The sequence below is a fragment of the Gilliamella sp. ESL0441 genome (genome assembly GCF_019469185.1).
Taxonomy (GTDB): domain Bacteria; phylum Pseudomonadota; class Gammaproteobacteria; order Enterobacterales; family Orbaceae; genus Gilliamella.
The window spans coordinates 994875-1008272 of record NZ_CP048264.1; the positions used below are offsets into that span (position 1 = coordinate 994875).

Genomic DNA, 13398 nt, shown 5'->3' on the forward strand with positions numbered 1-13398 from the left:
ATGATGGCAACATTAAAACTGGCTGTTGTTGGTCATGCAAACGTTGGTAAAACATCGTTATTACGTACTTTAATTAGAAATAGCCATTTTGGTGAGGTATCAGATAGACCGGGTACAACAAGACACGTTGAGTCAATTACTTTAAGACTTGCTCATCATAAGTCTATTATTTTCTATGATACTCCAGGTTTAGAAGATAGCTTGGCACTGTTTGATTATATCAATCAACTCACTTCCCATGATACTAAACTTGATGGTATCGATAAATTAACAATTTTTTTACAAAGCCCTGAAGCAGAAAGCCTTTTCAATCAGGAAGCAAAAGTTATTAAGCAAGTTTTAAATAGTGATGCAGCAATCTATGTTATCGATGTGAGAGAACCCATTCTACCTAAGTTTCATGATGAATTAGCCATTTTAGCAAACAGTGATAAGCCTATTTTGGCTGTGCTGAATTTTACCGAGAAAGAAAAGCAAAATGAAAAGGAATGGAAAATGTTACTCTCTCGTGTCGGAATTCATGCTATGATACGGTTCGACGCCATATTCCCACCTTTGGATGGTGAGGAAAGATTGTATCAAAGTCTCGCTTTATTAATAGAACCAGCAAAAGCTATCTTAAATGAATGGCTAAACAAAATAGCGGATATGCAATCTTCACGTAATCAAAGTGCTAATTTGATTATTGCTGAAACGCTGGTTGATGTTACTGCTTACTATCAAATGGCAAAGTCTGATGATAAACAGGCCATTGCCGATATGCAAAATAAAGTTAGAAAGCGAGAGCAAAAAGCGATTGATGATTTACTTAAGCTTTATCAATTTGATGCAAATTACGAATCAGAACAAGGTTTACCCTTACTTAAGGGGCGTTATAAAGCTGACTTATTTAATGTGGATGCCCTCAAAATGATGGGGGTTCATTTAACCAAAGGCTTTGTATCTGGTGCAACCATAGGAGCAAGCATCGATTTAGCTACAGGTGGTTTAACATTTGGTTCAGCTGCTCTAATTGGTGGAGCCGTGGGTAGTTTGATGCAAACGGCTAGACATTATGGGGCCAGAATGCGTTATCAGCTTTCTGGATACAGTAAATTAAGTGTTGATGATGCTATAATTTGTTTCCTTTCATTACGCTTAATTCTTTTAAAACAAAATTTGTGTAATCGTAGCCATGCGAATACTAGCCCGATTAAATTGTCAAATTTAGACAATAAAGAATGGGAAAAAGGCGTATTACCAAAAAGTCTGAAATTGGCTAGACGTTATTCGAAATGGTCGACTTTAAATAAAGGAACGAAAAGGTATGACGAAAAAAGACAATCGACAATCAAGGATGTTGCTAATCAATTATCCTAATGGAAGAAAACGGTGTTTTATCATCGCCTTGATCTTTTCTCTTTTTATGTTATTCGGTTGTAGTAGTACTCAAGGTCAGGTGGCGATAAAAAATAATAAATCTGATCGTACTATGTTAGCTAAAATTGAATCTCACTACAAAAAATGGCAAGGCACGCCTTATCGTTATGGTGGAACAACTTTAGCGGGTAGTGATTGCTCTGCATTAGTCATGAATTTCTTTAAAAATAAACTGGCCAAAAAATTACCTAGAAGTGCGGCTGAACAAGCTAAATTAGGTTATAAAGTTAGTACACCAAAAGCAGGTGATTTGGTCTTTTTTAAAACAGGTGGTCGAGGTAGTGGCTTACATGTTGGTATCTATTATGCAGACGGAAAATTCTTACATGCTTCATCATCGAAAGGCGTTATTTATTCCAATATGAATCAAAGTTATTGGAAACAACGTTATTGGATGACTAGACGAATAAGCGATATCTAAAAATGACTATAATGCTCACTATAACATGATTAGTGAGCATTTTAATTTTTGATAGTTTAATGTTATTAAATCACAGATTGATTTCTTAAATTTCGCATTACATTAGCAACATATAGCATTTCACTTGGTGTTCCTAAAGATATTCGACACCAATTTGTAGCAGGCTCAAAATCTCGTCCTATTAAAATAAAATTTTGTTTCATAAGTTCCCGATATTTTTTTAGATCAATAGGGCTTTTATGAAACAGAAAGTTAGTTTCAGATTTAAGATAATGTAACCCAAGATCTGATAATGTCTTTTCAATAATTGTGCGTGACACATCAACCGCTTTCTTGGAATAAGTTAGAAATTGCACATCATCCATTGATGCTAAAGCTGCGCATACACCGCAATAATTTAACTTTTCGCCTGCAACGTATTGGGCAATATGACGAATATTATCTGCTGAACTTACCACATAACCCACACGTAAACCTGCCATAGCATGAATTTTTGAAAACGTTTTCAGTAAAACGATATTATCAAACCCCTTCGATATTAAGTAATCAACCGACTTAAAAGTTGGATCATTTACGAATTCGGCATAGGCTTCATCGACAATAAATACCGTATTTTTGGGTTTGCTTGTCAACCATGATTCTATTTCACTGTTGGCAAATACAGTCGAAGTAGGGTTATTAGGATTGACTAAATAAACAATTGAATAACCTTGATAATCTTCAACCGCTTTTTGTAAGCCTTTAATATCAATTTGCCAATCTGCTAAGCTCGGCACTTTGGTTACTTTCAATTTAAAGATTTTAGCAAAATGTTCGCCGTCACTATAAGTTAATTCTGGTATTACTAATTGTGTATTGGGTTTCACATAAGCGGCGATTGCACTTCGGATGCCTTCAGATGACCCAGCAGTTAACAAAATATGATCATCGCTTACATGATGATGTTTAGCTAATCGTTTGTTTAGCAGTGGCATTTCAGCTTTCGCATAGCGATTGGCTTTAGGTATGGCATCGATGGCTGCTTGTTTAGCTGATCCAGACATACCAAGCGCATTTTCATTAAAATTTAGTCTTACTGGATTGTTAAGGTTTGGTGTCACTACGTTATCAAGTATTGGTAACGAGTATGACACTGTGTTTTGTGTTTCTTGCGCATAAGCTTTGGACAGTAATTGATTAACAGTTAAACCAGCAATTGCTGCGGAAGACATTGTTAATAACTTTCTTCGATTAATATTTAAAGTTGCGACCATTTTTCACCTCACGATTAATTAATCCTTTATTGGCTAAGAAAATGGCGCAAAAAGCGTACCAAGTCTGACAACCATAGCTAATAGACGATTAACACTATAGCAAAGTAAAGAAGGGTAAATGTAGAAGATTAAACGAATTAATTTGGTTAAAAAGCGCACTTAACCAGTGCTGTTTTGCACTATAGGGAATCGAGAAATAAGATCAATTGCTTATGTTTAGCAACATAAGCAACTGTCTTATTGATTGATACGATTCTGTATATCCACTCTCGACTTATTAACTATCTGCGGGTGTTTCTATATCAGAATAAGTAGATAACATTTGCAAGAATTTAAATTTAGCGTTTACCATTTTGGTTGAACGTTCATGCAAAGTATTGGCAATGACCGGTTCTAACGTCTCTAAACGTCTAAAACGCTGTTCCTTCAATAAGATATTCGATAATAATTCACTATTAGGTGATTTAGAATCCAGTACTAAGCCCGGTTTACCTTCTGCTGTGCGTCGTGGATCATAACGATACAGTGGCCAGAATCCTGATTTAACTAAATCTTTCATCTGCTCATGCGATTTTGCTAAATCATAACCATGCTCTTCGCAAGGGCTATAAGCAATCACTAAAGAAGGGCCGTCATAGGCTTCGGCTTCTTGCAAGGCTTTTAACGTTTGATTAAGCTGTGCACCTAATGCAATTTGTGCAACATAAACATGCCCATACATCATCACACTAACACCCAAATCTTTACGCGCTTTATGTTTACCTAAATCGGCAAATTTAGACACGGCACCCATTGGCGTTGCTTTAGATTGCTGACCGCCAGTATTAGAATAACATTGTGTATCTAACACTAAAATATTAACGTTATCGGTTAAACTCATCACATGATCCAGTCCGCCAAAACCAATATCATATGCCCAACCGTCTCCACCAATTGCCCAAACTGACTTCTCGATTAAATAGTCCGCATCTTGAATTAACTCTTTTGCTTCAGGTGAGTCTAAATGCGCTAGTTGATCACGTAATAAAGCAACCTGCTTACGTTTATCATCAATTGTGGCATCAGGAGATTGTAACGCAAGGACAATTTCGGGCGAAATCTCACCCGCTACATGTTCAAGCAAACGTAACGCCCGTTTTTTATGTTGGTCATAAGTGATGCGATAACCTAAAGCAAATTCGGCATTATCTTCAAATAACGAATTTGCCCAAGCAGGGCCACGACCATAACGATCGGTAGTATAAGGGGTAGAAGGTAGATTACCGCCATAAATTGAAGAACAACCGGTTGCATTAGCTATGGCAAGATGATCACCATAAAGTTGCGTTAACAATTTAATGTAAGGGGTTTCACCACAGCCGGCACAAGCACCTGAATACTCAAACAATGGCGTTAATAACTGCGATGTACGGACATCAATACGTTCAAGTGTTTTGATATCACGATCAGGCAAATCGTTAAAGAACGCAAAATTGGTGCGTTGCGTCTCTAAATTATCAATGCGTGATTGCATATTAATTGCTTTAATATCAAAGTTATTACGATCCCGAGAAGGGCATACCTCAACACATAAATTACAACCCGTACAATCTTCAGGGGCAACTTGTAAAACATAGCGTTGACCTCGCATATCGCGAGCTTTTACATCGAGTGAACTTAATGAATCCGGTGCGTTTGCCAAATCGTCAGGTAACACCACTTTAGCTCGAATTGCCGCATGAGGACACGCAACCGCACAATGATTACATTGAGTACAAAGATCGGGTTGCCAAATTGGAATCGCTTCGGCAATGTTTCGTTTTTCCCATTTTGTGGTGCCCGTTGGCCAAGTGCCGTCGGGTGGAAAGGCAGATACTGGCAAGTTATCGCCTAAACCGGCAAGCATTGATGCCGTCACTACTTTCACAAAGTCAGGCGCATTACTTGGTACTATAGAAGGGCGTGATGCGCTACTTTGATCGACACAACTTAACGGAATTTGCTCTAAAGAAGCAATCGCTAAATCAAGGGCTTTCCAGTTGTTTTCGACTAATTCTTGACCTTTGCTACTGTAACTTTTGGCTATCACTTCTTTAAGCTGTGTGATGCTAAAATCGTTTTTAAATATTTCAGAAAGATGAAAGAAAGCCGCTTGCATAACGGTATTAATACGGGCACCTAAATTACATTCTCGGGCAATTTTAGCGGCATTAATAATATAAAAATGTGCTCTTTTCTGAATTAATTGTACTTGAACTTCTTTCGGTAAACGGTGCCAAACTTCGTCTTTACTATAAGGTGTATTAAGTAAAAAGATCCCGTCATCTTTTAGTTTTTCAACGATTTGATACTTATCGATAAATTGGTCTTGATGGCAGCCAATAAAATGTGCGCTAGTGATTAAATAAGGGGAATCAATAGGCTCCAAACTTACCCGCAAATGCGAAGTCGTTAAGCCACCCGCTTTTTTCGAGTCATAAACAAAATAGCCCTGCACATAAAATGGTGAGCTATCACCAATAATTTTAATATTATTTTTAGTCGCCGAAACCGTACCGTCACTACCCAAACCATAAAATAATGCTTCAAGCGCAGATTTTTGTGGAATAGATTTTTCGGGTAATTTTAACGACAATCCGGTTACATCATCATAAATCCCAACGGTAAAGCGTGGTTTAGGTTTCTCCGCTAACAGCTCGTTAAAGATAGCCATGACACAGCGAGGATCAAACTCTTTAGACGACAAACCATAACGCCCACCAACAACGGTTGGTAAACAATGGCGTTCACCTTGGCTAAAGCTTTCCGCAAAAGCGGTCATAACATCTAAGTACAAAGGTTCGGCCTGGGCACCGGGTTCTTTTGTTCTATCTAAAACCGCTATTTTTTTAACAGAATCCGGAATGACCGCTAACAAATGTTTTGCAGAAAAAGGGCGGAATAATCTGACAATCACCACACCGACTTTTTCATTATTATCAAGCAGATAATCGACAACTTCTTTACAAGTACTCACGCCTGAACCCATTATGACAATAACACGTTCGGCATCACTTGCCCCATAATACTCAAACGGTTGGTAATGTCTGCCTGTCTCTTTTTCAAACGCTTGCATAGCATCGACAACATGCTGATAAGTCTTATCATAATAAGAATTCACCGCTTCACGACATTGAAAATAGGTATCAGGATTAGCCGACGTACCACGAATGACAGGTTTATCGGGCGTTAAAGCACGGCTACGATAAGCTTTTATTGCATCATGCGGTAATAGGTTATGAATTTGTTCATCACTTAAAGGGTAAATTTTATTCACTTCATGGGACGTTCGGAAACCATCAAAAAAGTGGACGAAAGGCACACGACTATTCAATGTTGCCATTTGGGCAATCAATGCAAAATCTTGGGCTTCTTGCACTGAACTTGAACAAAGCATAGCAAATCCCGTTTGTCTGATTGACATTACATCGGAATGATCACCAAAGATAGACAGTGCATGGGTTGCAACCGTACGAGCAGCAACATGTAAAACAAAAGGTGTTAATTCTCCGGCTATTTTATATAGCGAAGGAATCATTAATAATAAGCCTTGTGATGAAGTAAACGACGTCGCTAAAGCACCCGTCATTAACGATCCATGAACAGTTGAAATAGCGCCAGCTTCAGATTGCATTTCAACTACCTTGGGGATATCACCAAAAACATTAGGCTTATTAAATTCAGCCCAAGTGCTTGCTTGCTCAGCCATCGTTGAGCTAGGGGTGATAGGGTAAATAGCGATGACTTCATTGGCACGATAAGCGACGGATGATACCGCACTATTAGCATCAGATATGATCATTAAAAAAACCTTGTCTTTTATAGTGTTACGACATTACTTAATTATTATAAATTTGTGTTATTGTATCAGAATCTAAGATAGCTTTGAGTTATTTTTATAATAAATTAGGAAAGTATTTCCGACAGATATAATTATCACGTGTTTACCAACCGGTTGAAAGTATTTTATCAGTAAAAATTATAAAATAACCCTTTTGATTTATTATATGATTTTATAAAAGTATCACGATGATTACTTGAAAATATGTTGACTTCAATACAGTGAAAAATAGGTGAATTAGTTATATAAAAAGACGAATAGAGTCTTTTTAATTATAGAACAAAATTGCATTGAAAAGCTAGGTAAAAAATAATTATTAAGGGCACTATTTGCCCTCTAGTCGTCTAATTCGGGATAACCAGGCCAGAAGTTTTTGTATGTTACTTCGCCCATTCGTGTTGCATATTTACGCCAAAGTTGAGCTATATTGATATTAAGCTCTTCATCTTTATAATATCGACTGAGCAATGTCATTGCACTGTAATAGCCTTGAATGGCTTTTTTCAGTAAAAAACGTTTCCTTAACGGCGTGATTTCACCAATAGTTTCCCCTAATATTCTTGAATTCGTTTTTCGATTTCGGATATATAAACTTTTCATTGCATCATCTTCAATCATATTTAATTGATAGAATGATTTAAAATAGATCAATCGCTCGTAAATAAAATCTTCATTACTGGAATTAGAATATTCGAACGGTTCTCTTTGTGGTAATTTTTTAAATTTAAGATTAGTCTTCAATCCATATTTTTTATATTTATTATTATATTGGATATTTGTAATCACTTTCCATAACTCATTATCCGGTGAAAGGCGGTAAGCTTTTTCTAACATTTTAAAACCTTTAGGAACATCCACTTTCGTTGCTATTCCTTGAAAATACATAAAAGCTAACGTTTTGATTGCCGGTATGCAGTTTTGTTTTGCTGCACTTTGATACAACTCGAAAGCAACTTTAACATCTTTATCTACACCAAAACCCATTAAATAAAAATAAGCAAGGTTGGTTTGGGCTAACGGATGCCCCTGAATGGCAGCCATTTTATACCATTCAATCGCTTTATTTATATCTGGATTTATACCCTGTCCATAATCACTTATTGGGTAAATTGCACGAGGATAAATGGAGGAAGGTAAAGAGCTTTCATTGGTAACAAATTTGGCTATTAAATCAGGAAGTTCAGGATCAATATTTTCACCATTTTCATCAAAATAATAGTGTCTAGGTGGTTGACCGCCTGAAGCATTTTCGTAGATATAACCTATACTGTTTTGTGCATCAAGGTTGCCTTGAGCTGCGGCTTTTTCAAACCAACTTAATGCAATTGGAAAGTTATTAAATTCATCTCGATACATACTACCCAAATTATATTGGGCTTTAGCTAATCCTTGTTTAGCCGCTTTTTCAAATAATAATCTGGCTTTGGTATGATAGGATTTATTTTTTAAGGCTTCTTTATAATAAATTTCACCTAATGTATTTTGGGCATTAGCGTCACCCTTGTCGGCTAGACTGGTACAGGCTGCAATATTGGCTTTGTTATTTTTAGCAGTTAGACATTTTGTTTTAGCCTGTACTACAGATATCGATAAAATAGTTAGAACGATTAATAATAATATTTTGGAACGAATTAACATTATACTGCATATACCTTATATTTTTTCAAACTATTTAGCATTATTTATTAATAAGTTAAATTTTTATTTTGAGAATGTTTGAAACTAAATAGATAGTTTTTAAAGCTCAAAATTTTGATGAAAATTTAAAAAATACGTTTATTATTTTGGACATATTACCTATTATTTATCAAATAATCTAATCTAGGTTTTAACGTTATTGTTAACTTATTCTATCTGACCTATCTTAAAATTAACTTATTGATTATAAGATTAATTTTTGTTAAATGCTTTTTAAATCTCATTCAATTAAACAGTAAATCAAAATGTTCAACACCATAACGAATTTATACGATAAGTACTTTATCATTCGATGATGAGTGTTTTATCTCTCCTATCACCCAAGCTTTTTCTCCATGGTCTGTCAGTAAAGCTATTGCTTTATCTACACAATCTTTTGGTAAGACAACAATCAAACCAACACCACAGTTAAAAGTACGATACATTTCATGGTGACTAACTTTACCTGCTTGTTGTAGCCAATGAAATATTGGTGGCCATTGCCAACTGCTTTCGTTAATGATAGCTTGCATATTGTCGGGTAGCACTCGTGGAATGTTTTCCCAGAAGCCTCCCCCAGTGATATGTGCAATAGCATGTAAATTAACATGCTCAATCAGGTCAAGGATCGGTTTTACATAGATTTTAGTTGGCGCAAGCAAATGATCTGCAAGCGGTATCTCATTCAATTTTTCTGTTGAGGGATTGACCCCGCTGACTTCAATAATTTTTCGAATTAATGAGTAGCCATTAGAGTGAGGCCCACTGGATGCTAACGCAATGATGGCATCACCGTCTTGTATTTGACTGCCTTCGATCATTTTGGATTTTTCAACTACACCCACACAGAAGCCTGCCAGATCGTAATCATTGCCCTGATACATGCCTGGCATTTCAGCTGTTTCGCCACCGACTAATGCACAACCAGCTTGTTTACAACCTTGCGCGATTCCTGTCACCACCGTTGCTGCAATGTCAACATTGAGTTTTCCTGTTGCATAATAATCAAGAAAAAATAGAGGTTCAGCACCTTGTACAATCAGATCATTGACGCACATGGCGACTAAATCAATACCAATCGAATCGTGATGGCTCAAATCCATAGCTAGGCGCAATTTAGTTCCAACCCCATCAGTACCGGACACTAAAATGGGTTCATGATATTTTTGTGGGATTGCGCATAATGCACCAAATCCACCTAAACCGCCCATAACTTCAGGTCGTTTGGTTTCGTTGACGACTGATTTGATACGATTAACAAGTTCATTACCAGCATCGATATCGACACCAGCATCTTTGTAGCTGAGAGATGTTTTAGTTGGCACGAGAGCAGTCCTTGAATAATAAAACTGCTGATTATTTTAGCAAGTATATAAATGATTAGCGACTGATAATTTGTAAAATAAATAAAAGGTTAAAATCCTTAATGGTTTTCAAACCAACTTTCTAAAATGATAATAGCTGAAGTTGCATCTATATGACCTTTATCAAGCGCACGGTAACCACGTGAAGCAAAAATATGTGATTTCGCTTCGACCGTCGATAGTCTTTCATCTTGTAAGTGGACTTGATAGCCAAACATGCCATGTAAGCGATTAGCAAATTTGCGTGCTCTGGCGGTAAGCGGTTGTTCACTGCCATCCATATTGAGTGGTAACCCGACGACTAAATAATCGGGTTTCCACTCATTCAATACTTTTTCGATGGCTTGCCAACTTGGAATGCCATCTCGTGCTTTAAAAGAACAAAGCGAATTGGCTGTTTTGGTGATGTCTTGCCCAATTGCTGCACCAATACTCGCTGTTCCAAAATCAAATGCAATAATTGTTGCCATTAATCACGCATTTCCCATTTGATGTGAAATTCTATTTATGTTGATGCCTAATGATTCAGCCGCTTTTTGCCAACGATCCTCAATTGCAACATTAAAAATAATATTAGGATCTGCATCAGCCACTAACCAATCATTACGAGCAACCTCTGCCTCGAGTTGTAACGATCGCCAACTTGAATACCCTAAGGCAAGAAATAGATCTTTAGGCTGTTCTGGTGTACCTATTGATTTTAATGCATCTAATGATGTTGTTATCATAACATCATCCGATATTTGAATACTCGATGAAAACCCCGGATGTGGTGTATGCAATATAAATCCTTGTTCATCGGCTAAAGGCCCACCAGAGAAAACAGGATATTCCAATTCAGCACAATTTTTCGGTGCCATAATTTCTAGTCGAGTAAGAACGGTAGCGACATTAAGTTCAGCAATAGGCTTATTGATAATAATGCCCATGGCACCATCTCGATTATGTTCACAAATATACACTACCGAACGACTGAAAATTGTTTCTGATACGGTAGGCATAGCAATAATAAAATGATTTTTTAGATTCATATGCTCACATTTTTGTAAATTTTAAAGTGCACATTTGCCAATTTTAACATTATGCTCAACTAAGCAACGCAATAACAATTCGGGTTCATTAGTTTCTTCGTTTATTGATTCCGAAACAATTTCAAAATTTTGTGAAAGATAAAAATCAATAGCTGCGCTATTTTTTTTATAGACGTGAACAAGTAATTCATTGAAACGTTGCTTCGCTTTATCGATTAATGCTTTTCCTGTGCCTTGTCGTTGAAAATCTTTGTCGACAAATAGACCTGAAATATAATTTTCGGTTAAACCAATGAATCCTTTTACACCATTGAGATCCTGTACATAGATAGTTGACATCGGGATTAACATTTTAACAAATTCATAATTTTGTTGAAAAAATTTAGGATCGATAAAATCATGTGCTTGTTGATTTCCCTCAAGCCATAGTTGCATTATTTTATCAAGATCAGGTGTTTGATATTCTCTAATCATTTTTTAACTCTTTTGATTTAATCGTTTTTCAATGGCATCCATTAACATACCTGTAATCGATAAGTCTGGATTGGCGGCTTCAATTTCTCGAACACATGTTGGACTTGTGACATTTATTTCGGTTAATTTATCACCAATGATGTCTAACCCGACAAACAATAATCCTTTTTCTTTTAAGGTTGGTGCGATGGCTTTAGCTATTTGCCAATCACTTTCGCTGAGTGGTCTCACTTCACCATATCCACCCGCGGCAAGATTACCACGTGTTTCACCTTTTTGGGGGATTCTGGCAAGACAGTAGGGAACGGGTTGACCATCGACAACAAGTATTCGTTTATCACCATCTTTGATCGCAGGAATAAATTTTTGTGCCATACAATAACGGCTATTCATTTCGGTTAAGGTTTCAATAATAACCGATACATTTGGATCATCCTCTTTTATTCTAAATATTGATGAACCACCCATGCCGTCAAGCGGTTTTAAAATAATATCTTTGTGTTCTTGATGAAATGATCGTATCAATTGAGTTTGACGAGTCACCAGAGTTTCAGGCGTATATTGCGCAAACCATGCTGTAAATAGTTTTTCATTGCAATCCCGTAAGCTTTGAGGTTTATTTACCACTAATACCCCATGCGCTTCAGCTCGCTCTAAAATATAGGTTGAATAGATAAATTCGGTGTCAAAAGGCGGATCTTTACGCATTAAGATGACATCGAGTTCGTTTAAAGATAAAGTTTGCTCTTCATCGAAATCAAACCAATGATTGTGATCGTTATGGACGGTTAACTTTCGAGTTGTTGCATAAGCTTGACCATTACGCAAAAACAGATCATTCATTTCCATATAAAAAAGTTGATAGCCTCGCTTCTGAGCTTCAAGCAACATGGCAAAACTAGTATCTTTTTTTAATTTGATATGACTAATTGGATCCATAACAATACCAAGCTTAATCATGGTAACTCCTTTTGTATTGTTCAATTAATATGTCATTATGACAGATAGTGTTTTAATCACTACTCAATGAGCTTTGGCAACTATCATACTCGTAACAGATTAAGATGCAATGTAAACATGATGAAATATGATTATTTGCAGTGAATTATCCCAAATCACCAAAATAAACTTGTAGTGCTGTCAAAGCTGTAAGCGCTGCTGTTTCGGTACGTAGTATTCGAGGGCCAAGTAAAATATCGGTAAACTGATAGTGATGGGTCATGTTAATTTCGTCATCCGATAACCCACCTTCAGGCCCAATAAGTAAACTAATATCCGTTTGTTCGGTAGAAAGTTGTTTAACACCATGTTTTGCTCTAGGGTGTAAGTTTAATCGTAACCCGCTGCTTAAATTGGCACACCAATTTTCCAGCTTCATAACCGGATTTATTACCGGAATGACATTACGACCACATTGTTCACATGCTGAAATCACAATTTTTTGCCACTGTTGGACTTTTTTGTCTAACCGCTCAGCATCCAGTTTTACTCCACAACGTTCAGAAAGAAGGGGGGTTATACTGGTTACACCTAATTCAACCGATTTTTGTATGGTGAATTCCATTTTTTCACCTCGTGATATGACTTGTCCTAGATGAATTTTTAAAGGAGATTCCCGATTTTCTAAAATTGTGGTCTTTGTTTTAACAGTAACTGATTTTTTATTGATTTCATGTATTGTTGCTGGTGTGATGTGATTTGTTCCATCAAAAAGAATAATATCTTCACCTGTTTTCATTCGTAAAACCCGAATAAGGTGATTAAAGGCATTATCATCTAATGTCATTATGCTATTTTCAGGAATTGAAACAGGTTGATATATACGAGTCATAAGCACTAAGTTTAATTTCATTACATTTTTAAAATAAATTATAGCGTAATTTATTTAGATTCGGTAATC

Annotated in this window: 11 protein-coding genes; 2 read left to right on the top strand and 9 right to left on the bottom strand. The window is 36.4% G+C overall.

Going from position 1 to position 13398, the window contains the following annotated elements; translation table 11 throughout:
- Both GYM75_RS04375 and GYM75_RS04380 read left to right on the top strand, forming a co-directional pair.
- Positions 1 to 1359 carry a DUF3482 domain-containing protein gene (locus tag GYM75_RS04375; protein WP_220216948.1) on the top strand — a complete coding sequence of 453 codons (1359 nt, stop codon included), beginning with the start codon at positions 1 to 3 and terminating at the stop codon, positions 1357 to 1359.
- Positions 1307 to 1840 carry a C40 family peptidase gene (locus GYM75_RS04380; protein WP_220216949.1) on the top strand — a complete coding sequence of 178 codons (534 nt, stop codon included), beginning with the start codon at positions 1307 to 1309 and terminating at the stop codon, positions 1838 to 1840. The genes GYM75_RS04375 and GYM75_RS04380 overlap by 53 nt, the downstream gene beginning before the upstream one ends.
- 65 nt (positions 1841 to 1905) lie before the next feature.
- On the opposite strand, the gene GYM75_RS04385 is transcribed toward GYM75_RS04380, so the two are convergent.
- The 9 genes from GYM75_RS04385 to rsmE all read right to left on the bottom strand — a co-directional run bounded on the left by GYM75_RS04385 (position 1906) and on the right by rsmE (position 13335).
- Positions 1906 to 3093 carry a histidinol-phosphate transaminase gene (locus GYM75_RS04385; RefSeq protein WP_220216950.1) on the bottom strand — a complete coding sequence of 396 codons (1188 nt, stop codon included), beginning with the start codon at positions 3091 to 3093 and terminating at the stop codon, positions 1906 to 1908.
- Between the two features lie 277 nt (positions 3094 to 3370).
- Positions 3371 to 6913 carry a pyruvate:ferredoxin (flavodoxin) oxidoreductase gene (gene nifJ, locus GYM75_RS04390; protein ID WP_220216951.1) on the bottom strand — a complete coding sequence of 1181 codons (3543 nt, stop codon included), beginning with the start codon at positions 6911 to 6913 and terminating at the stop codon, positions 3371 to 3373.
- Positions 6914 to 7288: 375 nt separating this feature from the next.
- A complete protein-coding gene (locus GYM75_RS04395) occupies positions 7289 to 8590 on the bottom strand; it encodes a tetratricopeptide repeat protein (RefSeq protein WP_220216952.1) in 1302 nt (433 codons plus the stop codon).
- A gap of 326 nt (positions 8591 to 8916) precedes the next feature.
- On the bottom strand, positions 8917 to 9954 hold the full coding sequence (gene purM / locus GYM75_RS04400; protein ID WP_220216953.1) for a phosphoribosylformylglycinamidine cyclo-ligase: 1038 nt from the start codon (positions 9952 to 9954) through the stop codon (positions 8917 to 8919).
- 98 nt (positions 9955 to 10052) lie between these two features.
- Positions 10053 to 10463 carry a Holliday junction resolvase RuvX gene (gene ruvX, locus GYM75_RS04405; RefSeq protein WP_220216954.1) on the bottom strand — a complete coding sequence of 137 codons (411 nt, stop codon included), beginning with the start codon at positions 10461 to 10463 and terminating at the stop codon, positions 10053 to 10055.
- A gap of 3 nt (positions 10464 to 10466) precedes the next feature.
- Positions 10467 to 11024: a YqgE/AlgH family protein gene (locus tag GYM75_RS04410; protein WP_220216955.1), complete on the bottom strand. Its 558-nt coding sequence runs from the start codon at positions 11022 to 11024 to the stop codon at positions 10467 to 10469.
- A gap of 21 nt (positions 11025 to 11045) precedes the next feature.
- Positions 11046 to 11498: a GNAT family N-acetyltransferase gene (locus tag GYM75_RS04415; protein WP_220216956.1), complete on the bottom strand. Its 453-nt coding sequence runs from the start codon at positions 11496 to 11498 to the stop codon at positions 11046 to 11048.
- Positions 11499 to 11501: 3 nt separating this feature from the next.
- The gene (gshB, locus tag GYM75_RS04420; RefSeq protein ID WP_220216957.1) at positions 11502 to 12458 is read right to left on the bottom strand and encodes a glutathione synthase; all 957 of its coding nucleotides are present in this window, start codon (positions 12456 to 12458) and stop codon (positions 11502 to 11504) included.
- A 145-nt stretch (positions 12459 to 12603) separates the two neighbouring features.
- Complete coding sequence (gene rsmE, locus GYM75_RS04425; RefSeq protein ID WP_363317372.1) at positions 12604 to 13335, bottom strand: 16S rRNA (uracil(1498)-N(3))-methyltransferase; 732 nt, start codon at positions 13333 to 13335, stop codon at positions 12604 to 12606.
- Between the last annotated feature and the right edge of the window lie 63 nt (positions 13336 to 13398).

Excerpts from the sequence above, each read along its gene's own strand:
- GYM75_RS04395 (WP_220216952.1), bottom strand. The coding sequence starts at position 8,590 with ATGTTAATTCGTTCCAAAATATTATTATTAATCGTTCTAACTATTTTA.
- GYM75_RS04380 (WP_220216949.1), top strand. The coding sequence starts at position 1,307 with ATGACGAAAAAAGACAATCGACAATCAAGGATGTTGCTAATCAATTAT.
- GYM75_RS04385 (WP_220216950.1), bottom strand. The coding sequence starts at position 3,093 with ATGGTCGCAACTTTAAATATTAATCGAAGAAAGTTATTAACAATGTCT.
- GYM75_RS04375 (WP_220216948.1), top strand. The coding sequence starts at position 1 with ATGATGGCAACATTAAAACTGGCTGTTGTTGGTCATGCAAACGTTGGT.
- ruvX (WP_220216954.1), bottom strand. The coding sequence starts at position 10,463 with ATGGCAACAATTATTGCATTTGATTTTGGAACAGCGAGTATTGGTGCA.
- GYM75_RS04415 (WP_220216956.1), bottom strand. The coding sequence starts at position 11,498 with ATGATTAGAGAATATCAAACACCTGATCTTGATAAAATAATGCAACTA.
- gshB (WP_220216957.1), bottom strand. The coding sequence starts at position 12,458 with ATGATTAAGCTTGGTATTGTTATGGATCCAATTAGTCATATCAAATTA.
- nifJ (WP_220216951.1), bottom strand. The coding sequence starts at position 6,913 with ATGATCATATCTGATGCTAATAGTGCGGTATCATCCGTCGCTTATCGT.
- GYM75_RS04410 (WP_220216955.1), bottom strand. The coding sequence starts at position 11,024 with ATGAATCTAAAAAATCATTTTATTATTGCTATGCCTACCGTATCAGAA.